Origin of the sequence: Nostoc sp. UHCC 0302, assembly GCF_038096175.1 — a bacterium.
GTDB lineage: Bacteria > Cyanobacteriota > Cyanobacteriia > Cyanobacteriales > Nostocaceae > UHCC-0302.
Window position 1 is genome coordinate 8,193,119 of sequence record NZ_CP151099.1, and the last position, 22,663, is coordinate 8,215,781.

Sequence of the window (22,663 nt, forward strand, 5' to 3'; positions counted from 1 at the left end):
TAAATTAGATACCGGACTATAGGGTTCCAGGTTCATCATCTGGGCAGCTATTCGGGGGTGGGTGCTTCGCGACAAGCGAATGTCATCTATCCCCTTTACTAATTTTAGAAATATAAAGCTTATTGTTAGAACTTACGCATCGTGACGAAATTAGGTCATTGCGTTAAGCGAAGTGAAACAATCTCAAACCTTGATTTTACGTCGAGAGTGCGTAACTCCTGATTGTAAAAACACTAGTGGCGTGACACAGCTAAACTTGTGCATTAGATTTTTAGATCCCCCTAAATCCCCCTTAAGAAGCAAGGCTGTTTTATTCCATCTCAAACAGGATTTGTCAAGATGGTTAGCGAGAAAATTGTAAGTAAGGGTGACTAAGAGATGAACTTTTAAACACTTAAACAACAGTAAAATTGTTCATTTTCTCGTGACTTAACTACTCAGCTAACTCAACTCCAAAGTGATTTGTTTGGAGAAGGTGAGTTATCTACAATTATTAATAATTTAAGGCAAGAACTTCTTCAAGAAATAGCAGAGCTAGAAACAGAGATAGCTGCTTTAACTACTAAAGTAAATACTGTAGAAGTTAATTTAAGAGATTTAGTCAGTAATTTAAATAGTTTAAGCCAGCAAATTCAGGGGCTTAATGCTAGTAAAGCTAATATAAATAGTCCTACTTTTACTGGGATTCCTAAAGCACCCCAGCCATTAGCTAGCTCCAATGATGACCAGATTGCAACTACTGCTTTTGTTAAGTCTTTTGCTTTACCTATTGGTGTAGTTCTTCCTTATGGAGGAGATAATCCTCCAGATGATAGCTTTATGCTTGCAATTGGACAAGCAGTAAGTAGAACTACTTATCCTGTATTGTTTAGCAGATTTGGTACTAGATATGGTGTAGGAGATGGCTCCACTACTTTTAATCTACCTAACCTTAGTTACAGAGTTCCTATTGGTTCAGGACAGTCTAGTACCAAACAATATAATTTAGGAGAAACAGGAGGAGAAGAAAAGCATACTCAATCTGTCTCTGAAATGCCTGGTCACTCTCATACTGCCACCCAAGCTGCTCACACGCACAATGTCTCTGCTCAACCCCACTACCATAATCTCAATGGCTATGCTTATGATAATAATGCAGGAGAAGATGGAGATGGCTCTGGCTCTGCTTATGGAGTTCCTCCAGGAGGAGAGAGAACTCAAAATGCTAATGTAGTTATCAATGAAGTCAGCCAAGCACCTGCAATTAGTGTAGCTAATTCTGGAGGAGGGCAGGCAATGAATGTTATGCAGCCTTATTTAGTTGTTAACTTTATTGTGAAGGTTAAGTAGATTAGTAACCTTGCTTTATTTCATTTTCCATCCAGAATCCAAGACCTACTGAAATAAATAATATTATTGTAAAAAATCCAACTAGTCCCATATCTCCTTTATTCAATACAGAGAAAATAACTCCAATCCAAGGAAGACTTATAAATCCATAGAAAGCAAACCTAATCATGCGAGGCAGCTTTTTAAACACTTCCCCAAACACCATTGCTACTCCAACAAAGCCTAATACAATAAGTGGAAGAAGTAATTTTCCTAAAACCTTGTAAAGTAAAATTTCCATAATCAATCTTTAAATTTAACAAGTGATTTTACTTTACTTATTAAAAGCTGCCTTCTCCTACCCCAAATATACTTACCTTTTAATTACTTGTATTAAAAAGCAGGGGTAATTACTTACCTCTGCTTCCTAATACATATAAATAATTTATTTACTTTAAACTGCTACTGGTAGATTAGCTGACTTCAACTCTAACTCTAACCTTGATGATTCTTCATACTTTTTCCAGCCAAGCACGTTATCTGTAGCTCTTACCCCATTAAACATATCACTAAAACTAGAACAGTATTTAGGACTGCCACTAGGATTAGCTCCAAAGACATCTTTGCAGAAAGCCCTAATATTAGTTACTGATACAAGAGACCCACTAGGGGAAACTAATTTATATTCTTTAGCAAAGATATTAGTATATCCTGCTTCCATATCAGAGTAATCAGCAGGATAATAAACTATCCTTGCTCCATTACTTAATTTGAATACTTGAGGATAATTTTCATTCCTTAAGCTACACTTTAGCCTATTGAAAGCAGCCTCTACATTCTGGTCTTTCTTTAAGATCATAACTACAACTTAACTAAGATTAAAATCTAGACAGCTATTAGATAGCTATATTTATTATAGTCTCTGTTTTATCTCTTGAATTTTCTCTACATAAGAAATTAAATAATCAAGTAGAACTGACTTTTCTCAATTAAATAAATCAATTGATTCAGGAACTATTCCTTTAAAATAGATAGCTGAGTAGATGATTTGACCTATTTGCTTTAATTCAATTTTTCCCTTTACTTGAACTTTTGCAATGCCAATAAGCCAGCACCATAAGCTGGTTCATACCTTGGAAAAATAACTTGAACAGAAGAAAACTTCTTGATAATTGATGCCTGAAATCTTTCATGCATTTTGGATCTACCTCGCCACACACTTCCTGTTGTGACTACTTCTAAAACTGAGTCATAACTAAATATGGCATCAATTACTGTAGAGGTTGCTTTTACCAACTCTTGCACAGCATCATCAATAATATTATTGGCTACTTCATCACCAGATGCTGCTGCAAAATCCACAATTGGTGCTAAAGCCGCTATCTGCTTTACTCCCCACCCTTGCCGATATATTACTTCTATTAAATCTTCTATACTCGCCAAATTAAGATGCTGTTTAAAAGCCTTTATCAAACTTGTTTGCTTCTCACGCCCATCATAGGCTTTTAATGCTGCTTGCATCCCAGCGACAGCAATTTTATAGGCGCTACCTTCATCTCCTAAAATATAGCCCCAGCCACCAACTCGCTTGGTTTCTCCTTGGTGATTTCGTCCAAAGACTATTGAACCAGTTCCTGCTGCAACTACAATTCCGACATCATGACCAATTCCACCAACTAAAGCAACCAAGGCATCATTACAAATTACAATATTAGATGGTTTTACATCCCAGATAATAGGTAGCACTTTACTATTCTGCAACTCTTCTACTAAACCTTTGATTACTTCGATATCTGCTGCACGACCTATACCTGCTAAACCTAAGTAGATAGCTTCAATCTTCACAGTATTTGTAATCTTTCTCGTCTCATCTATCGTAGCGTGAATTGCAGATTGGATTGATTGTAAAGTTGCTTCAATACCGATACTTTGATAGTTAGATGCGCCAGCTTCACCGCGTCCTAGTACTTGACGCGCATCATCCATCAAGACACAAACAGTCTTGCTACCGCCGCCATCTATTCCCAAAACATAACTCATAAACTGGGACTCTTCGACTTTTCTTGTAAAGGAATGAAAAAGATAGCAATCATTCCGGGAATTGTTAGCAAACAAACCAAGACAAAGAATAATGGATAGCCTAATGTTTTTTGTAGATAACCACTAATTAATCCCGGAAGCATCATACCTAAAGCCATAATGCCCGTGGAAATAGCAAAGTGAGAAGTTTTATATTCGCCTTGGCAAATATACATTAAATAGACACTAAAAGCTGTAAACCCAAAACCATATCCAAATTGCTCTAAGGAAACTAGGGGATAAACTAAGGTTAGGGAAGGTTTTGTATAAGCCATATATACATAAAATATATCTGGTAAGTTCAAAGCTAAAGCCATAGGAAACAGGCATTTTTTTAACCCGTATTTGGAAATAAACATACCTCCTAAAATGCCGCCGCAAATCAGAGAAATTACACCAAACGTTCCATAGACTAATCCGACTTCTGATGTTGATAGTCCTAAACCACCTACTTCTGGTTTGTCTAATAAAAATAAAGAGGCTATTTTGACAAGCATTGCCTCACCAAGTCTGTAAAGCAAGATAAATGCTAAAATATATACAATCTTTTCTTGTGCAAAATATGAGCTAATAATTGTCCAAAAGGGTATCTTTTCTATAGCTTCTGGCTGCCGCTGATCATCTGACTCAGGTATGGGTAAAGCTAGGCGATGAAATATAAAAGTTATTGCTAAAATTAAGGCTGAAAAGCTAATAGCTATAGTCCAGCTTAAAGGAATATTGTTGAGAGATACTTCAAGCTGTCCAGCTAAGACTACTAATATTCCAGAGCCAAAAATTACGGCCATTCTATAAAATAAAGAGCGAATGCCAACAAAGAATGCTTGTTGTTCTGGAGATAAAGCCAGTAAATAGAAGCCATCTGTGGCAATGTCGTAGGTGGCAGAAATGAAAGCTCCAACTGTTAATGCTGCGAGGGAGATGAAGAAGAAGTTTGGCAGTTGTAAGCAAAAGGCTATTAAACCTAAACAACCAAACATGGCAAATTGGGTATAAAGTATCCATTTGCGTTTGGTAGAGTAAATATCGACAATTGGACCCCAAAACATTTTGATGACCCAGGGTAGATAGAGAAAACTTGTCCATAAGGCAATTTGAGCGTTATCTATTCCGAGTTTTTTGTAAAAGATCACGGAAACTGTGTTGATGATGACGTAAGGTATGCCGGAGGCAAAATATAAGGTGGGGATGAATGTCCAAGGGGAGGTTGTTTGATGTTTCATGGGTTTATTAAACGAACCGCCAAGACGCCAAGTGCGCCAAGAGAAGATTAAGAAAGGATAATACGCTTGATGCCGCCTTTGAGGAGGGGGACGTTAAAGTTAATGAGGAGAGCTAGCGGGTAATTAGTCATTTTAAGGTAAGAGAGGACTTGAGCTTCATGAACGGGGGCTAAATTTTGCACAGCTTTCAATTCCAGAATTAGACAATTAGCAACTAAAAAATCTAATCTACCTTTACCTACTTCATGTCCTTTGTAATTTACTGTTATTGACTTTTCAACAACGTGAGGTATGCCGCACCTGAAAAATTCTATAATTAGCGCTTCCTTATACACCTCTTCCAAAAACCCAGGCCCCAACACTCGATGTACCTCAATCGCCGCCCCAATCACTGAATAAGCTAATCTATCCACTTCCTGACTTGGCTCTCTTCTCTTGGCGTCCTTGGCGTCTTGGCGGTTCGTTTCCATTAAACCCTCTCCAACCCTGTGGCAAAATTTATTAGAGTCCTTCCAAAAGTAGTTTTCCCAGCATGACCGTAACTATTGCCAACCTCCCCAGTCTCTACGACCCCTTTACCACTGAAGCCAAGTGGCAAAAATTCTGGGAAGAGAACCAAATCTACAAAGCTGACCCCAACAAAGGCGGTGAACCTTACTGCATCGTCATCCCCCCGCCTAACGTCACCGGCAGCTTGCACATGGGTCACGCTTTTGAAAGTGCGTTGATTGATACCCTCGTGCGCTATCACCGGATGCAAGGTCGCAATACGCTGTGGTTACCCGGAACTGACCATGCCAGTATTGCTGTGCATACAACATTGGAAAAGCAGCTCAAGGCAGAGGGTAAAACTCGCTATGAGTTGGGGCGCGAGAAATTTCTAGAACGCGCTTGGCAATGGAAGGCGGAGTCTGAAGGAACAATTGTTAATCAGCTGCGACGTTTGGGTGTCTCGGCAGACTGGTCACGGGAAAGGTTTACATTGGATGAGGGCTTATCTAAAGCTGTTTTGGAAGCCTTTGTTCGTCTTTATGAGGAAGGCTTAATTTATCGTGGTGAGTACTTAGTTAACTGGTGTCCAGCTACCCAGTCAGCAGTATCGGATGTGGAGGTGGAACCTAAAGAGGTTGATGGCAATCTCTGGCACTTCCGCTATCCGTTTACAGATGGTTCTGGTTATGTGGAGGTGGCGACGACTCGACCAGAAACAATGCTGGGTGATACGGCAGTAGCAGTTAATCCTAATGACGATCGCTACAAACATCTAATTGGCAAAACCATCACTCTGCCAATTGTACACCGGGAAATTCCGATCATTGGCGATGAATTTGTTGACCCCACTTTCGGTACTGGTTGCGTGAAGGTGACTCCCGCCCATGACCCGAATGATTTTGACATGGGTAAGCGTCACAATCTGCCGTTGATCAACATTATGAATAAGGACGGCACGCTGAATGAGAATGCCGGGGAGTTTCAAGGACAAGACCGCTTTGTTGCTAGAAAGAATGTGATTTCTCGCTTAGAGGCAGACGGCTTTTTAGTGAAAATTGAGGACTATAAACATTCTGTTCCTTATAGCGATCGCGGTAAAGTACCTATTGAACCCCTATTGTCTACTCAGTGGTTTGTTAAAATTCGCCCCTTAGCTGACAATACTCTAGAATTCCTTGACCAGAAAAATTCTCCTGAGTTTGTCCCCCAACGTTGGACAAAGGTATATCGTGACTGGTTAGTGAGTCTTCGAGATTGGTGCATCTCCCGGCAATTGTGGTGGGGACACCAAATTCCAGCTTGGTACGCTGTCAGTGAAACAGATGGGAAAATTACCGATAACACGCCGTTTGTGGTCGCGAAATCAGCAGATGAAGCTTGGGAGAAAGGCAAAGCGCAATTTGGTGAAAATGTCAAGTTGGAACAAGACCCAGATGTATTGGATACTTGGTTTTCTTCTGGACTTTGGCCGTTTTCGACTTTGGGCTGGCCTGAACAAACTCAAGATTTAGCAACTTATTACCCGACTACTACTTTAGTAACTGGCTTTGACATTATCTTTTTCTGGGTTGCCAGAATGACCATGATGGCTGGGCATCTGACGGGACAAATGCCTTTCCAAACGGTTTACATCCACGGCTTGGTGCGGGATGAAAATAATAAGAAAATGTCCAAGACGTCTAACAATGGTATCGACCCGCTGCTGTTGATTGCAAAATATGGCACTGATGCTTTGCGCTATACCTTGATTAAAGAAGTGGCGGGGGCTGGACAAGATATCCGGTTAGAGTACGATCGCAAAAAGGATGAATCATCATCGGTAGAAGCGTCACGCAACTTTGCTAACAAGTTGTGGAATGCAGCCCGATTTGTGATGATGAATTTGGATGGACAGACGCCGCAACAATTAGGCAACCCAGTCGCTATAGAATTAAGCGATCGCTGGATTCTCTCGCGTTACCATCAAGTTATCAAACAAACTACTAATTACATCGATAACTACGGTTTAGGAGAAGCGGCAAAGGGATTATACGATTTTATTTGGGGTGATTTCTGCGATCAGTATATTGAACTGGTTAAATCCAGGCTGCAACAAGGCGCTGACCCTGCATCGCGGCAAGTAGCACAACAAACCCTCGCCTACGTGCTGGAAGGAATTTTGAAACTGCTTCACCCCTTGATGCCGCACATTACTGAAGAAATTTGGCAAACCCTCACCCAACAGCCAGCAGATTCTCAGCAAACTTTAGCTTTGCAACTCTATCCCCAGGCAGATGCAAATTTAATTGATTTAGCTGTAGAAGAACAGTTCGAATTGTTAATTGGAACAATCCGCACAATTCGGAATTTACGTGCTGAAGCTGATGTTAAGCCAGGGGTGAAAGTCACGGTAAATCTGCAAACTGCCAGCGAAAAAGAGCGGCAAATCCTCGCTGCTGGACAGGCTTACATTAAAGACCTGGCTAAGGTAGAGACTTTAACCATTACTGACGAACAAAAAAGCCAAACGATTACTGCTAAAAAACCTCAAAGAGGTTTGAAGACAATTGGCTTCATTCTTCTGGGAATTATCGTTCTTCGGGTGGGTTTAGCTGTAGGAGATGCAATTAATGATGTTCCCCTATTAGGAAATTTCTTTGAAGTGATTGGTTTTGGTTACACAACTTGGTTTGTTAGCCAAAATTTACTGACTACTCAGGCTAGACAAAAGTTATGGGCGAAGTTCTTCCAGCCGACTATTGATAAAGAATTATCGCAGATAGAATCTCCACAGCCGCAAGAATCAGAAAATGCGATCGCTGGTTTAATTGGTACAGTACAAGTACTAATTCCCCTTGCTGGTGTGGTAGATGTCGAAGCAGTCACTGCCAAAATTAAAAAACGTCTCAGCAAAGTAGAAACAGAAATTAATGCGCTACGTGCTAGATTAAGCAATCCTAAGTTTGTCGAGCAAGCACCTGCTGATGTAGTACAAGCAGCGCGGGAAGCCTTAGCAGAAGCCGAGAAACAAGCAGAAATTTTGCACGAACGCCTGCGTGGTTTAGCATAGCTCAATGGGTAGTGGCAGAGTTATGAGTTGCTCAAAATTCACATTCCCAACTCAAAACTCTATCAATTACCCATTACAAATTAACTATCTGTAAAGCAAAATATATAAATTAGACTTGCTTTTCAATATAAACTTATGTTGTTTTTTAATAAATAAAAATTAAAATCAAGACGAATTTGGAATGGGAGCGAAGCGACAGCCATGCTATATCTAGCCCAGGTGCGTAAAAACGAGTTTTTAGACCAGCACCAGTTACACTTGCTGGCGCGTCAGGAAGCTGATAACTTTTGGGCAATAATTCCAGAAGAGGCTTTCATTCTGCTGGGCAAAGGAAACACAATGAGTGAGAAGTTGCTTGTTTTGGTGGAACTTTCTCCTACAGGTGATATTGAAAGAATAGAAGACGCCGGCAACTGGGTACTTCATCTGGTGCAAAGTTACCTCACAACTGGCATTACACCAGAATTTTTGCATCAGGAAGCAGAACGCGCAGAACATTGGCGACAATCTCTGACGTTGCAAAACCAAGACTTAGCGCGTCGTTCCCTAGAATTAGAAGCCCGACGCGAACAAATTCAAGCTTTAGAAGAAAGCCTCAAACGTGAGAAAAACGGTTATCACAAGGATGAAGGGTAAGCCAAAAAATGCTTTCACATACCTATTAGAAAATAATTCGTAATCCCTAATTACGAATTACGAATTACGAATTACGAATTATTATGACGCCAACAATTGTCGAATTAACCTTGCTACAGCTTTTTGTGTGAAGCGGTTAGCGACTTGCTGACCCAAACGTTGTACACCGGGATTAACCAACAACTGGGCAAGTTGGGGAGCAAGTTGTGTTAGATCAAAACCACGAGTTTCGCGGAGAATATTCAAAATACGTTTGATATGCTCCAAGGTTTGTTGTTGTTCAACTGTCGCCCCAGGAGTTTCATTGACTGCTGTCAAGCCTACCCGTTCCCGTAGAAGATATGTGAAGTTGTGTAAGACATTTTTACTTAAAGCATCAAGTCCATTAACAGATTCATCCACCAACTTGTCGCGAATGAAACTACCACGTTCAGAAGACAAAAAGTCTATTCCCTGATTCAAAACCAAGTTGAAGTCGTAGTCTTGGTTGCTACGGGCATTACGTAACAAGTTTTCTAAGCGGTTCCAGCGGAATCTACCATCTTTAAATAGCAAATCTTGCAATGATGCTCTTAATTGTGGTGCTGGGTCAGTTAAGAGGCGTTTAGAAACATAGGGATAAGCTTCGCTGAGAACTTTAAAGTTTGGGTCTATATATATGGCAATACCTTCCAGCGTCACGAGAGAGCGAATAATTAAGGCGTAGTAGGGAGGGACGCGGAAAGGATACTCATACATCAAAGCTGAGAGTTCATCAGTGATGCTTTTAATGTTGAGTTCAGCAACACTGGCTCCTTGGGCATCAGCAAATACTCTCGCAAAAGCTGGAATAATTGGTGTTAAGTCTGTTTCTGGTGATAAGAACTCTAATTTAACGTAATCTTTTGCTAAACCTTCAAAGTCACGATTAACAACGTGAACGATCGCTTCAATCAAACCATAGCGTTGAGCTGGCTTAATCTCGCTCATCATCCCAAAGTCGAGATAAGCCAATTTGCCATCGGTTGTTGCTAATAAATTTCCTGGGTGGGGGTCAGCGTGGAAAAATCCGTGTTCCAAGAGCTGGCGCAGAGAACACTGCACACCCACTTCAATCAGATAACGAGCATCTATACCTTGGGCGCGAATTTCTTCTGTCTGGGTTAATTTCGTGCCGTTAATCCACTCCATCGTCAACACACGACGATTAGTATATTCCCAGTAAATTTTCGGTACGTATACGTCTTTTATATGACCATATAGCTGGAAAAAGCGCTCGGCATTTTCACCCTCATGGATGTAGTCCATCTCTTCAAAGATGCGCTCTCCCAATTCATCGAGGATGCCAACTAAATCGCTTCGTACCCGTTTAACGTTTTTCTGCACCCAAGCGGCGATACGACGCAAGATGTATAAATCAACAGTAATTCGTTCTCGTAAGTCAGGGCGTTGGACTTTGATTGCGACTTCTTCACCAGTTTTCAGCTTACCTTTGTAGACTTGCCCCAAGGAAGCAGCAGCAATTGGCTGGGGTGATAGTTCAGCGTAAACCTCTTCGGGAAGTGCGCCTAGTTCTTCTTGAATAAACTGGTAAGCAATTTCGTTAGCAAAAGGCGGTAATTGGTCTTGTAACTTAGTCAGTTCTTCCAGATATGCAGGAGGAACTAGATCCGGTCTAGTGGATAAAGCTTGTCCAATTTTGATGTAAGCTGGCCCCAGTCGCGTTAGTAATTCTCTTAGCTGAGCAGCTCGGCGACGATCATTTTTGACAACAATTCCCCGTTTACTATCCGACCACAGCCCAAAAACAAAGGATAGAGTCGGCCTCAAGACAGCTAAAATCCGCCGCCAAACTTGTAGGGGTCTGTCTTGATAATGCGTCACTATTTCTACAGGGTTATAACGCAATGCCCCAGGTTCAGTTAATTTAGTTACCTCTTGCGTAGCTAAGAGCCTTGGGGATCTTACAACCAAGGCTTGTGTATCATTTTCTGGTGCTGTTTCAGTAACGTACAGTTCTTCTGGGCGGTTTGTACCGCCGCGACTGTCTTCCTGAATCGGTTGGGAACTAGGGGAAAGTGTCTTAACAATCATGAAGAAAGCCACCGGTCGGAACGATAATGTAAAGTATTGTAACAATATGTTTAGTAATTGACGACTGGGGATTAACGATTGGGGATTAGAAATTAGGTGTAGAGTAATAGTTTTTCCCAATACCCACTCCCCATTACCCCTTATCCCCAGTACCTAGTACCCAGTCCCCAGAGGTTTGCTACACTTAAATGGGCGCTAGTTCAATAGTAAGCTGTTGTGCATTCAATTTGCATATATTAAGTAGTGAGGATGCCCGCCACAATTTGGTTTTGTGAATTTGGTTATTGAGAATTTTTAATTGTTAGTTAGTATTGCGGGTTTGTGAAAGATCATCCTTAATATCCTCTAAATTGAAAGTATCTGGCATCTGTCCTCACGGAGATTTTGCTCAATGTTGCTTTGCCTGAGAATTGAAAACTTTGCCCTGATTGACCAACTAGAATTAGAATTTGGCGCTGGACTAAATGTATTAACAGGTGAAACCGGCGCCGGAAAATCGATTATTTTAGATGCTATTGATGCTGTATTGGGTGGTAAAGTCTCCAGTCGAGTAATCCGTACTGGAACAAATCGGGTAATGGTGGAAGCGACTTTCACCTCAAATCCTCCTTTAACTGCTTGGTTGAGCGAACAAGAAATTGATTTGCTTGATGAGAACTCCGTAGTCATCAGCCGTGAAATCACTGCTACTGCTAGTAATATCCGCAGTAGATCGCGGGTGAATGGCGTGTTGGTAAATCGGCAGATGATGGGGGGGTTACGCGATCGCATGGTGGAAATCACTGCCCAAGGTCAAACGGTGCAAGTGGGACAATCTGCCCAAGTCCGTGATTGGTTAGATTTGTATGGCGGTGACTCTTTAATGCAGTCGCGTCAAAAGGTAGCTACTACTTATAGTGCATATCAACAGGCGCATCTAGCACTAGAAAAACGCCGGACATCAGAACGAGAACGTTTGCAACAATTCGACTTGCTGACTTATCAAGTCCAAGAATTGGGAGGCGCAAACCTCAGCGAACCCAATGAACTAGAACAGTTAGCGCAAGAACAAGAACGCTTAAATCATGTCGTCGATTTGCAACAGATGAGTTACAAAGTCTATCAAGCTTTGTATCAAAATGATAATGAAAGCCCAGCCGCAGCAGACTTATTGGGAGACAGCGAAGCAATATTAAATGACATGGTAGAGTATGATGCTCAACTACAATTTTTATTAGAGTTGGTGCGGGACGCGCAAGCTGCGGTAGTCGAAGCCGGACGGCAGATTAATGCCTATGGGGATAGTTTAGAAGCTGATCCTCAGCGATTAGAAGAAGTAGAAGAAAGAATTCGGGAATTAAAGCAAATTTGCCGGAAATATGGGCCGACACTTACAGAAGCGATCGCCTACTACCAGCGTATCCAAGGGGAATTAGCAGAACTTAACGACAGTGAGCAATCTATCGAAAGTTTAGAACAACAAGAAAAGGTGTGTTTTGAACAACTCACCCAAGCTAGTAGTCAGTTAACTAAACTGCGGAGTAAAGCTGCTGCTAATTTAGAGTCACGATTGGTAGCTGAACTAAAGCCCCTAGCGATGGAAAAGGTGAAATTTCAAGTCGAGATTGTACCTACTATCCCAACCCCTACAGGAGCAGATAAAATTACATTTATGTTCAGTCCCAACCCTGGGGAACCGCTGCAACCTTTAACAGAAATTGCCTCTGGTGGGGAAATGAGCCGCTTTTTATTAGCGCTGAAAGCTTGTTTTTCTCAAGTCGACGCTGCTGGCACAATGATATTTGACGAAATTGATGTTGGCGTTTCTGGAAGAGTTGCCCAAGCGATCGCTGAAAAATTACACCAGCTAAGTCAACGTAACCAAGTATTATGTGTTACTCATCAACCGTTGGTTGCGGCAATGGCAGACCGTCATTTTCGCGTGGATAAACAAGTTATTAATGAAGGCAAAGGTAAAAAAGCAAACAACGGTAGCGTCGAGCAGCGTACCGTTGTCAGAGTTACTAGCTTAGATAATTTAACTACTCGCCGGGAAGAATTGGCACAGTTAGCGGGTGGTAAGTCTGCAAGTGATGCGATCGCTTTTGCAGAATCGCTGTTGATGCAAGCTGCTAACCACCGTCGCCAAGAGCAGAGTTGAGATTAACTTAATTTAATTACCAGTTTCATCGCCATTACTGGCGTACCTGAAACAATAGGCTTAACAACCACTACCCGAAACAGTTCTAGCAAAGTGATGAGGAACAGAGTTGTAACTGCACCTTTTATTAGGGCATTTTTTTGAGTAGAGTTGGTTCATCCAGATACTCAATTTGCCTAGACATTCTATCACTCTGTGCGGCTTTTAGTTAATAGCCAACCTGTCTATATAGAATTGTTGAAATAGGTTGCCCAAATAATTCCAGCTACCCCAATAGCGATTAATAAGTTAGTAAAAAATCTGCCTAACTCAATTTCTTGTCCAAGCAGCTTATCTTCTTGACCAGTGGTGAACAACAATGACCAAGCTTGATTAGCATTGATTTTCTCAAAGTTGTTAAAACTAGGTCGAAAAACAACTGCTCCAAGCAAATTTTTGTTGGGATAATCAAAATCAGTTTTCATAGGTTCTCTCAGTTTTTCTCTTTATTAAGAACTGGGTAATCGGTTGATGATATCGAGCTTTTCAGCGAAAAAACTAGGTAGCAACGGTATTTTATAACAATACTAACTGTTGCTTGAAATACAAAATAATCTGCATTTCAAGCAACAGGCAAATTACCGTCATCCGTTAACTAAAGTAGTTGGCAGAATTTAAGAGCGTAATGTGCAGAATTCAGTTGGTCATTATGTATTCTGCCATCGGGCATTTTTGTCCCTCTCAGGTTAGCCCCATTTATTTTGGCTCCTCTCATATTTACCCAATTCAGATTGGCGTCACCTAAATCTGAGTTGCTCAAGTCTGAGTTTCTCAAATTTGCCCCAGTAAAATCTGCTTCCCTCAAATTTGCTTTAATTAGGCTTATTCCTTTCAAATCTGCCTGCCTAAAATTTCTTTTCCCGGCAGCATATTGCTTTAAAACTTCATTGGCATCCATATTGGTTGCCTCGCAACGTGTAGCGTTGTCGCTGTATATATTTATTATAATCTACAATCTGCCACTGATGGATTCAGTGTTAATTATTTCTACTAGACTGGCGCTCTAGTAAATTATTCTGTAAAAAGCGATCGCGTCCTGCTGCTTTTGCTTGATACAATGCTTTGTCCGCTATCGCAATTATTTCTTCAAAGTTAGAACCAGACTGAGGAATTACTGTTGCTAACCCAGCACTTAGGGTTACATGAGAACTAACTTGTGAATTCTGATGAGGAATAGCCAATGCCCGAACAGCAAAGCAAATTTTTTCAGCAAGGTAAGCAGCCCCCTCCAGGTTTGTGTGAGGCAAAATCACAGCAAATTCTTCCCCACCATAACGGGTAACTAAATCGGCAGGACGTTTAACAACATTGAGGATGGCTTGAGCAATTTTATAAAGACAGCGATCGCCCAAAAGATGACCATAAGTATCATTGTAGGACTTGAAATAATCAACATCGCAGAGAATCAGAGAAATAGGCTGTTGCTCTCGTCCTTGGCGCTTCCACTCAACTAACAAATACTCTTCGAAACGTCGGCGATTAGCCACTTGAGTTAAGGCATCAACATTAACTAATCGTTGCAATTGTTGATTATCAGCAACGAGTTTTTGCTGTAGCTGAGATTGCTCAATCGAGCATCTTACCTGTTGTCGCAAAATTGGCCAATATATGTGTTTGATTAGATAGTCTGCTGCGCCTGCTTTAAATGCATGGTCAATTGACTGTTGATCTTTAAGAGCTGTAATCATTAAAACTGGAATGTACTTGTTAGAGTCAAGAGACAACAACTTATGGCAACACTCGAACCCATCCAGATGTGGCATGAGGGCATCAATGAGTACTAGATCAGGGTGCAACTGATGAAAAACATTTATTGCCTCTGTGCCATTTTTTGCTTCAGCTACTTGATACCCTTCCTGCTCTAGTGCAAGTCGCAGTTCTTTCCGAGAAAATGCTTCATCGTCAACAATGAGAACTAAAGATTGGTTTCTCTCAAGAGTAGCTTTCATTAGGGTAGTTGCCCAACTATAGTGAAATACTTTTAGCAGAACATTTCAACAGTTTTGCTACTTCTGTTACTAATTGCTCCACGTCGGAAGGCTTTTGGATATAGGTTTTAAAACCAGACACAAAAGCCTTATTCCTTGCCTTATATTCAGTATTGCCAGTAAAAGCAACAGCTGGAATTTCTCTTTTTTGTTGAGACGCAAGTGATCTAACTTTCTGTATTAACCAATAGCCATCTTCTTCTGTCATAGCAATGTCGCTAATTAAAAGATCTACTGGGAAGTTTTTAATTATTTCAAAAGCAGATATAGCTGATAATGCCGTCAGTACTTTAATTCCGTAAGGTTCAAAAATTTCAGTAATTAATACAAGAATATCTTTATCATCATCTACTGCGATAATGGTTAATCCTTTCACTATATCTAAATCTCTTTTATTATATTCAAAACTTATCTCATCAAAATTGTTTGGCACATAGCTATTATTCATAATTTTTATGTAGTTAGTAAAATGTCTGCTTCTACCGCTAATCCCTCTTTTAATTTAATCTGATTATTGCATGGAGGTTTTAGCTCATAAGCTGATAAAATATTGTTTATATTCACTAATAAGTTAATAATCATTAAAATCAATTCATCAAGATCAACTGGTTTAAGTAAATATTTCTCAGGCTCTATCTCTGGAATTTCGTTATTAGTACTTGTGGTACACGTTGAAGTGACAATAACTGGAATATGATTGTTATTGTCTACTTCCATAGCGCTTAATCTATTGAACAATGTATAAACACTTTCACCTAAGAACCTAATTTCACAAATTATGATATTGGGAATAAACCAACTCAGGATTTCTAAAGCTTCCTTTATAGAGCCAGCTGTCATCACATTTGCGCCAAAATGTTCGAGGAAGATGGTATATAGCACTCTACTATCGACATCATTGTCTACAACGAGTATTTGCACACCTTTGAGTATCCCAACTTTGAGAGGAGAGGCAATAGTTGGATTCATAATAAAACCTGCAATTAGGATTTCAAGTGCAAAGCGGGATTGAAAAAGCCGTAACTACAAGGAATTCTCAATAACCGGGTAGTCGAATCAAAAGTAGGAGAGAGTCACTTGAATGCTTCAGAATCAAACTTTCTACTCCTGTACTATGATTTGGTGTTGTTTGATTTAGTGAATGAGTTGATTAACTACAATACAAAACTTATTAAAGATTATTTTTACAATACAAACTTCTTTGAGAAATTAAGCAACAGAGCTATTAAGTAAGTCGGCGATAAAAATTCAATGTATATAAATAAATATAAATTAGCTGTAAGGTGTGTTATGCCGTAGGCTAACGCACCTTACATTAAAAGTGATTAACATAGCTGGAAATAAAGTTTTAGTCCCTTTTTTAGAGCAGCCACCAGAAGAGTGGCCTCGGTGCGATCGCCAATCTTCTGCCACTGACTGGAAGCTGCTGGATGGTTTAGGCGGGAATTGGAGCAGCCAGTGAAGAATCTGCTGTTGGCAAGTTCTCACTGACTGCTAACTCCATCAGTGGTTCGTCCACTCATCTCACTGGGATGGATACGGTAGAGCGCTATGACCTCTGGACGACCCCAGGAATCAATCCAGGTTCGACTAATAGCAGGGGAAAGCGTTGGATTTTGCGTTTTGAAAAATTGCATGACGCGATCAATATCTTGCTGATCTGTGATGTGTTCGGCTCGACCTGTCACAGTAACGCTGCGCCAATGCTTTAGATCGTGAACTTCTTCAACTTGCAAACAGACTTCTGGATTCGCATCCATATACTTGGTCTTCATCCCAACTGTAGTGAAGATGTAAATGTTTGGCTCTTCAAAATAATAGTGCATAGGCACAACATAGGGATGTCCTTCAAGCGCACAGCCAAGGTGACCATAGCCTACTCGCTGTAGGAGAATTTTTATTTCTTGTAAGCTCATTTCATCAATATCTAACATGATCATTCTCACTCTTAAATTCAGTTGATTGGAAAATAAATATCTTGACTTTAGTATCAAAATTATTGAGAGCCTGCTTACTGTAAATTGGGGCCTAATGCAACCTCCCCTTTTCCAGCCTCGTTTTCTAAATGGGCATTTCCTGATAGCAGTAGCTACAGCGCCAGTAAAGTTCTCCCAAACGCACATGACGGAGTAAAACGTCTGAACAGTTAGGGCAAAAATGCCTACTTATCATCGATTGGCCAATTGTTGTAGATATACCCCCTTGGCAAAGACTTGTTAATAAAGTTTTATTGACCATATATTTTTATAAATTTGCTAACAATATTTAGTATGACATACTAATATTAGAAATCATGTTTAACCGAGCGTTTGACAAGCGTATAAGTTGTATATTTTGTTAATAAATTCGTGAAATAAAAAGGTATTGATACCATTTGTATGTAAAAGATAAATCCTAACAAGAAAACTATCCAAAGGCTAATATTTTTTATTTATATTTGATTAGCATACTGTTTTCCACTCCTATTCTTTTTTCAATAATTCGATATCGGTTAGCTAACAGAATTAAGAATGGCGTAGCAAGAATCTCGACGAGGATGATTGTGTCTAGTTGAAATTGAAAACACCAATCCCAATAAATTTACAGCAGAATAAAGGCGTCAGTCCTTAAAAGTAAAAGAGGCTTCATATATAGCTTTTAAACTGAAACACTCTACTTCATTTACTTGCATACTGTAATTGACTGACAAGTTTCCCCTGTCAGTCAAGAGTATATGGGAAATACTTACCGCATGACTTCTAGAAAGCGGTAATCACGCATCCACTTTTCCCCTTCTTGGTCACTTAGTATGGCAAGACGTCCCGTAGTCATAAACGCCAGCTTAAAAATTTCCCATTGCTCATCAGTAATCTCCTCCTGTTGTGACATAACACCTCCTTCATCCCAGATAATTGTCACTTGTCTGCCTCCGGCAATCTCGAAGTTCCCCAAGCGAGTAATCCGACCGGTATGCCACTCAAATTTAGAACCGGCTTCCTTGGCTTGAGAAGCTTCGAGTGCCTCAGTGCTGGAGTAGAGAGTTTGATCTTCTTGATTGTTTGATGATTTGTGCTTTGCCATAACTTGTACTAATCCTTTTTTATATCTGCTCTTTTAGGCGTTCAACATACAACCAACCATACAACTGTGTTCAGCCTGTATCTTCTTCCTCACGTCGTAGTCTTGCTTCATTTTTAGAGCATCTTGTAAATTGATACCAATTCAATTAATGATTGCAACACATCCCTGGTTTAGGACGCGATGAATCGCGTCTCTACGATATGGTCTATTTGTTACATTCTTTTTTCAAATTAGTATGATATGGGCTTTTTCGCCTTTACTTGGTTCAGTTCACCCAGAAGTAAACGTAAAACTGGGAGAAGTAAAAAAAGTCCCCCACTTTTCAAAAATCAAAAGTAGGAGATAATGACTCGAAAGTTTCAAATTAAATGTCCTCTTCCTGTACTATGATTTGGTGTTGTTTGATTTTGTGAATTATTTGATTAACTACGATACAAAATGTAGTCAAGACAATTTTGCAACACATCCCAATTTTAGGAATTAACCAAAAGAACTACTGCCATTCTCTTTCCTCAAGTTCTTTTGTCGGCAACAGTAAGGTGGCTTCAATTTCTTGTCTAATCGCAGGGGTCACCTCACAATTGCTATGCAGGCAATCGAGTAGTAGTTGATTGGCATCGTAATAGCGTTGCAGTACTTGCTGTTGTTCAGGACTAAACTGCCACTGGTGGTTAATATTGCGATAATTAATCACTGTCATCCTTAACTGTTCAGCCCAAGCTGAATAGTTCGTTTGACACCATAGCTCAAACCGTTCTTGATTTTGACGGTAATTTGGCAATTGATCAGAGAGTTGTTGCAAGGATTTATAGAGTCCAACATCTAGAACAATACCCAAAATGTTCGAGAGAGCATCTCCGCAAGCATGGCCGTGAGCAAATTCCTGGCTACTGTCAATTGCACATTCCACTAGCAAGTCATCTAAAGCCGCATCGAGAAACATTCCCTGGTCAAGGCTGCTGGCTAAGGCAAAGTGAGGAGCTATGTGAGGAGTCCGACTCAAGGCCAGGTAAAAAGCCCGAACTGTTGCATCTTTTGGTTGGGTTGGAATCGTGCGGGATTTTTGGCTGGCCCAAGTCAAAAACTCTTGTAGATAAGGGTCTTCGGCAACTAGTGCATCAATCTGTTGCTTCATCAACTGTACCAAAGAGTCTGCACTCCGGAGCATGGTAGCTGTTAATAAGAAGATTTCGCGCCAGTGCGGGTCAGTGATATGACTGACTAATCCAGATAACGCTTGCTCAAATGCTTGTAGGTTATGGCTGGCAACGATTTTCCTTGCCGTAAAGTATTCTTGAAACGCTAGATATGAAAAGGAGAAAATTCCCCGCGCCCGTTCTGCTAGTAGCCCATGTTGAGCTTCAATCGCCTTCAGTGCTGCTTCACTTTCTATTTGCAGTTCCTCTGCATCCATTGACACGTTGGTTAAATTCTGAATATAGTCCCCAATGTATTGCTCAACGATGCGTTGCTCAAAAAAGTACTGACCTTGCTCAAATGTTGCCGCTGCAATTTGACTCAGTAATTTCAGCTTTTGTGGTAATAAAAACCCTCGGTAAACGTCATCCCTTTCTATACCTCTGGCTTCATCCCATTTTCCTAACAGAAGGTCTAGACCTTGTTTATAGAAGTCAGTGCGCTTAGTGGGAAATTTTTCTTGACCGTGAAATACCCAGCAGGCAAGATGCAAAAATAGGGGTGTGATCACAAGTTGGCGAAATTGCCAGTTTTCAGCTAAGTCTAGTTTCTGAATAAACTCAACAGACTGGGACTGACCATCTTTTTGGTTTGTTTTGGTAAAGGCCACAAACCATTTTTCAGCGAAGGCTCGGATTTGTTCTGAGGTAAATGGAGCGATCTCAACATCGGTAAAGCCTCGGAGTCTAAGTCTTTGAGCTGCTGTTCGACAGGTCGCCACCAACTTATTTTTGTGATACTTATCTGAAAAGGAGCGAATTTCGGTTAAGACAGCATTGCTTTGTTGATTCAGAACTTCATCCATACCATCCAGCAACAGTAACACTCTGCCTGCATTCAACAAGGTTTCTATAACTAATGGCTCGGAAATTCCAGATATGAGAAACTCCTGACGGATGTAGTTTAATAGGCTGAAATCGTTGGTAATCTTAGACTCTTGAGCAAAGTTTCTCAGTGAGATAAAAATTGGAACTTGATTTGCTGCAAATGCACCTTGGTTACACTGAATGGCGAGATGTTGCAAAAAAGTGGTTTTACCTACTCCTGGTTTACCTAGTACCCTGAGCTTGGAGTATGTTTCAACTGCTTGTATACCGGATATCTGTTTCTGGTCAACCTCACCTAAGCCAAAACGGTCAAATTCTTTTGGAGCAAGGCTTTGCAACTCAGTGATTTCTAAGTACTGAAGACTTGCTATTGATTCCAAAATATTCACATCTATATATATGTCATCGATCGCAACTGGGCGGCTGATGTCCAATAGCTGCAAAATACCGCACTGGTCTTGAATTTTGTCGAAGCGTTGTGATCGCACTTGTTGCACTAATCTATCAATATCCAGGACAGGAGGCTGGGTGTATTCTTCTAGTTCCAAGAATTCTGTCGGGGGATTAATAGCAATCTCTCGCCAATTCAGTAACAACACCGAACAAATTTCAATAAAGGTATGACGCTCAACCGGACGTCCACTGAAAAACCGCCAAATCGGTTGTCGAGTTTTTAAGTTGACTTCAATAGCCAGATTTTCTTGAGTCCAACCTTTGCGGGCAAACGCTCTTTTAGCCTGTTGAATCCCAATGGATGATGCTTGGAGCGATCGCTTGACCATAGGATAAAAATTTGATCCTAAAATCAAAAACCCAAACTTTTATTAACATCTTTCATCTTAGAGCTTTTTCTATGCTAAAAACTTTATCCTCAGTTAAAGTTATACGAAATTCAAGCTTATACTCTCAATTTTATAAATTTTTTTGGCAAAATCAAACGTTATACATTTATCTTATACATTTTAAACTCTTGGCAATACCTGAATTCAAACACAGAACTGTAATACTTAAGTAGTGATTGAGAGGTTATTAATCATCTTTTATCAATGAATATTTATTTATTCATGATAGTTGCGCTAATAGATATTATCTAAATACATATTTTGTATCGACAAGATTTTGATAACTTGATTAGCTGAGTTATCTAGATTTTTTAGTTTGTATTTTTAAATTCTATTAATCAAAAATATGAGTTTATTGTCACTAAACAAAATATATAAAGTTATTGAAATTTCTGAAATAATTTATAGTTCAACTGAATCTGGTAAAACCAAAGAACTAGAAACATTTATGGATAAATTATCTAATTATTTAGAAGATTTTAACAACCCAGGCAGATGTTCAGTAAACATACTATACAAATATGTTGATGAATTCTCTGAGGAAGAAAAAGCAGAAGTGATAGCCTTGATGTGGCTTGGTCGAGGTATATCAAATGGACAGGCAGAAAACTTTCCCAATTTGGTTAAACAAGTAGTAGAGCTTATACCTAAAAATTATGCAACAAGTTACATTATTGAAAAACCTCTTTTAGGAAAATATCTGCGGAACGGGCTTCGAAAACTAAATATTTTGACTTCTGCTTCATTCTAAAAAATCGTCAGGGCATTAGGCTGTTACATCGCCATATTGTGTTGAAAAAGCGACGTTTTTAAGCATAGTCATCGGCCCTTGCTCTTTGAGAATCTTCATTTCTTGTTCATTTCGTACTAATAGCGCCCCAGCAAATCCTAACGAGTTCACAGATATAGATTGGAAATGCTCTTGCGATCGCGGTAAAATCAACATCCATTCTCGCGTAGCTAAAAGATTGTAAGCACCAGATTGCCTATTACCATCAATTGCGTCTATACATACAGCACGCAGTAATCTGTGATAGCACTCTAATGTTGCTTCCGCCGCTATTAATGGAGACTTTACCCAACTGGGGTCTAAGGTTGCGAAAGCGTGTACAAAAGGTAGCCCTGGTATAGTTGCAATAGAACTTTGAAATTGCGCAAATGCCAGTAGAGGTTCAATCGGTATTTGTGACCCAGAGCCAGCAAGTTTTAGCGGCACTAGTTGCAGGTGTTTGTGTCGTTGACTAGCTCCAGCAATCTTACCACCGTTGTAGAATGCTAAACCATCAAAATCAGCTAGACACGCCCACATAGCTGCAAAATCTTCCAGGGTGAGTAAGTTTTCTTGTTCTTCAAAAGCACGAGTGATGATTAGCAGGTGATAATCAACAACGTTGAATTTATTCAAGATACACACATGGCTGTCGGAAATATCCCCCACACACAAATCCTGCTCGTAGGGAAGAAAGGGATTAAAGTCTTTACCAGAGGTGGCAGATTGTTTTTCCTGTTTCTCCTGGGCTGCTTTTTTACGGTTCAGGTTAGATAGAATTCGTACTAAAAAGCGCACGCCATCTTGTTCGACAAATTCAAATTCTGTTGGTATCGATAGCAATGCCCCACATTGCAAAGCGTGTTCAGTCCGCTGTTTGATACTTGTCCATAATGTACCAGGTTGAAGTAATATTTTCCCCTGCCCCATTTCATTCCCTC

The 22,663-nt window shown here is 40.2% G+C and carries 21 protein-coding genes; 6 read left to right on the plus strand and 15 right to left on the minus strand.

Annotated elements, in window-relative coordinates; translation table 11 throughout:
- Nucleotides 1–462: 462 nt before the first annotated feature.
- Entirely contained in the window at nt 463–1,329 is an 867-nt protein-coding gene (locus WKK05_RS35465; RefSeq protein WP_341527635.1) for a tail fiber protein, read from the plus strand.
- A gap of 1 nt (nt 1,330) precedes the next feature.
- Here WKK05_RS35465 and WKK05_RS35470 read toward each other — a convergent pair whose 3' ends face one another.
- The 5 genes from WKK05_RS35470 to WKK05_RS35490 all read right to left on the minus strand — a co-directional run bounded on the left by WKK05_RS35470 (nt 1,331) and on the right by WKK05_RS35490 (nt 5,080).
- The gene (locus WKK05_RS35470; RefSeq protein WP_341527636.1) at nt 1,331–1,609 is read right to left on the minus strand and encodes a hypothetical protein; all 279 of its coding nucleotides are present in this window, start codon (nt 1,607–1,609) and stop codon (nt 1,331–1,333) included.
- Between the two features lie 153 nt (nt 1,610–1,762).
- A complete protein-coding gene (locus WKK05_RS35475; RefSeq protein WP_341527637.1) occupies nt 1,763–2,167 on the minus strand; it encodes a hypothetical protein in 405 nt (134 codons plus the stop codon).
- 221 nt (nt 2,168–2,388) lie between these two features.
- Nucleotides 2,389–3,348 (minus strand): N-acetylglucosamine kinase, encoded by a 960-nt coding sequence (locus tag WKK05_RS35480; RefSeq protein ID WP_341527638.1) that lies wholly within the window; start codon nt 3,346–3,348, stop codon nt 2,389–2,391.
- Nucleotides 3,345–4,610: an MFS transporter gene (locus WKK05_RS35485; RefSeq protein ID WP_341527639.1), complete on the minus strand. Its 1,266-nt coding sequence runs from the start codon at nt 4,608–4,610 to the stop codon at nt 3,345–3,347. The genes WKK05_RS35480 and WKK05_RS35485 overlap by 4 nt, the downstream gene beginning before the upstream one ends.
- A 47-nt stretch (nt 4,611–4,657) precedes the next feature.
- Nucleotides 4,658–5,080 (minus strand): GxxExxY protein, encoded by a 423-nt coding sequence (locus tag WKK05_RS35490; RefSeq protein WP_341527640.1) that lies wholly within the window; start codon nt 5,078–5,080, stop codon nt 4,658–4,660.
- 62 nt (nt 5,081–5,142) lie between these two features.
- Here WKK05_RS35490 and WKK05_RS35495 point away from each other — a divergent pair, with 62 nt between their 5' ends.
- Nucleotides 5,143–8,151 carry a valine--tRNA ligase gene (locus WKK05_RS35495; RefSeq protein ID WP_341527641.1) on the plus strand — a complete coding sequence of 1,003 codons (3,009 nt, stop codon included), beginning with the start codon at nt 5,143–5,145 and terminating at the stop codon, nt 8,149–8,151.
- Between the two features lie 201 nt (nt 8,152–8,352).
- The gene (locus tag WKK05_RS35500; protein WP_341527642.1) at nt 8,353–8,787 is read left to right on the plus strand and encodes a hypothetical protein; all 435 of its coding nucleotides are present in this window, start codon (nt 8,353–8,355) and stop codon (nt 8,785–8,787) included.
- Between the two features lie 81 nt (nt 8,788–8,868).
- Here WKK05_RS35500 and WKK05_RS35505 read toward each other — a convergent pair whose 3' ends face one another.
- Nucleotides 8,869–10,860, minus strand: a complete 1,992-nt coding sequence (locus tag WKK05_RS35505) for an AarF/ABC1/UbiB kinase family protein (protein ID WP_341527643.1) — start codon at nt 10,858–10,860, stop codon at nt 8,869–8,871.
- Nucleotides 10,861–11,251: 391 nt separating this feature from the next.
- Between WKK05_RS35505 and recN the strand changes: the two genes are divergently transcribed.
- Entirely contained in the window at nt 11,252–13,000 is a 1,749-nt protein-coding gene (gene recN / locus WKK05_RS35510) for a DNA repair protein RecN (protein WP_341527644.1), read from the plus strand.
- A 224-nt stretch (nt 13,001–13,224) separates the two neighbouring features.
- On the opposite strand, the gene WKK05_RS35515 is transcribed toward recN, so the two are convergent.
- From WKK05_RS35515 to WKK05_RS35535, 5 genes are all read right to left on the minus strand, one after another.
- Complete coding sequence (locus WKK05_RS35515; RefSeq protein ID WP_341527645.1) at nt 13,225–13,464, minus strand: hypothetical protein; 240 nt, start codon at nt 13,462–13,464, stop codon at nt 13,225–13,227.
- A gap of 170 nt (nt 13,465–13,634) precedes the next feature.
- Nucleotides 13,635–13,937: a pentapeptide repeat-containing protein gene (locus WKK05_RS35520; protein ID WP_341527646.1), complete on the minus strand. Its 303-nt coding sequence runs from the start codon at nt 13,935–13,937 to the stop codon at nt 13,635–13,637.
- 79 nt (nt 13,938–14,016) lie between these two features.
- On the minus strand, nt 14,017–14,988 hold the full coding sequence (locus WKK05_RS35525; protein WP_341527647.1) for a PleD family two-component system response regulator: 972 nt from the start codon (nt 14,986–14,988) through the stop codon (nt 14,017–14,019).
- 16 nt (nt 14,989–15,004) lie between these two features.
- A complete protein-coding gene (locus WKK05_RS35530; RefSeq protein ID WP_341527648.1) occupies nt 15,005–15,475 on the minus strand; it encodes a response regulator in 471 nt (156 codons plus the stop codon).
- Between the two features lie 5 nt (nt 15,476–15,480).
- Nucleotides 15,481–15,996, minus strand: a complete 516-nt coding sequence (locus WKK05_RS35535; RefSeq protein WP_341527649.1) for a response regulator — start codon at nt 15,994–15,996, stop codon at nt 15,481–15,483.
- Nucleotides 15,997–16,348: 352 nt separating this feature from the next.
- Between WKK05_RS35535 and WKK05_RS35540 the strand changes: the two genes are divergently transcribed.
- Nucleotides 16,349–16,489 (plus strand): hypothetical protein, encoded by a 141-nt coding sequence (locus WKK05_RS35540; protein ID WP_341527650.1) that lies wholly within the window; start codon nt 16,349–16,351, stop codon nt 16,487–16,489.
- Between the two features lie 22 nt (nt 16,490–16,511).
- On the opposite strand, the gene WKK05_RS35545 is transcribed toward WKK05_RS35540, so the two are convergent.
- From WKK05_RS35545 to WKK05_RS35555, 3 genes are all read right to left on the minus strand, one after another.
- A complete protein-coding gene (locus WKK05_RS35545; protein WP_341527651.1) occupies nt 16,512–16,961 on the minus strand; it encodes a pyridoxamine 5'-phosphate oxidase family protein in 450 nt (149 codons plus the stop codon).
- Between the two features lie 790 nt (nt 16,962–17,751).
- Nucleotides 17,752–18,087, minus strand: coding sequence for a hypothetical protein (locus tag WKK05_RS35550; RefSeq protein WP_341527652.1), 336 nt, complete (start codon nt 18,085–18,087; stop codon nt 17,752–17,754).
- A 493-nt stretch (nt 18,088–18,580) separates the two neighbouring features.
- The gene (locus tag WKK05_RS35555; RefSeq protein ID WP_341531280.1) at nt 18,581–20,893 is read right to left on the minus strand and encodes an NACHT domain-containing NTPase; all 2,313 of its coding nucleotides are present in this window, start codon (nt 20,891–20,893) and stop codon (nt 18,581–18,583) included.
- 406 nt (nt 20,894–21,299) lie between these two features.
- On the opposite strand from WKK05_RS35555, the gene WKK05_RS35560 reads away from it, so the two are divergent.
- Nucleotides 21,300–21,704, plus strand: coding sequence for a DUF3775 domain-containing protein (locus tag WKK05_RS35560; RefSeq protein ID WP_341527653.1), 405 nt, complete (start codon nt 21,300–21,302; stop codon nt 21,702–21,704).
- Nucleotides 21,705–21,719: 15 nt separating this feature from the next.
- On the opposite strand, the gene WKK05_RS35565 is transcribed toward WKK05_RS35560, so the two are convergent.
- Nucleotides 21,720–22,652 carry a phosphorylase gene (locus tag WKK05_RS35565; RefSeq protein ID WP_341527654.1) on the minus strand — a complete coding sequence of 311 codons (933 nt, stop codon included), beginning with the start codon at nt 22,650–22,652 and terminating at the stop codon, nt 21,720–21,722.
- Between the last annotated feature and the right edge of the window lie 11 nt (nt 22,653–22,663).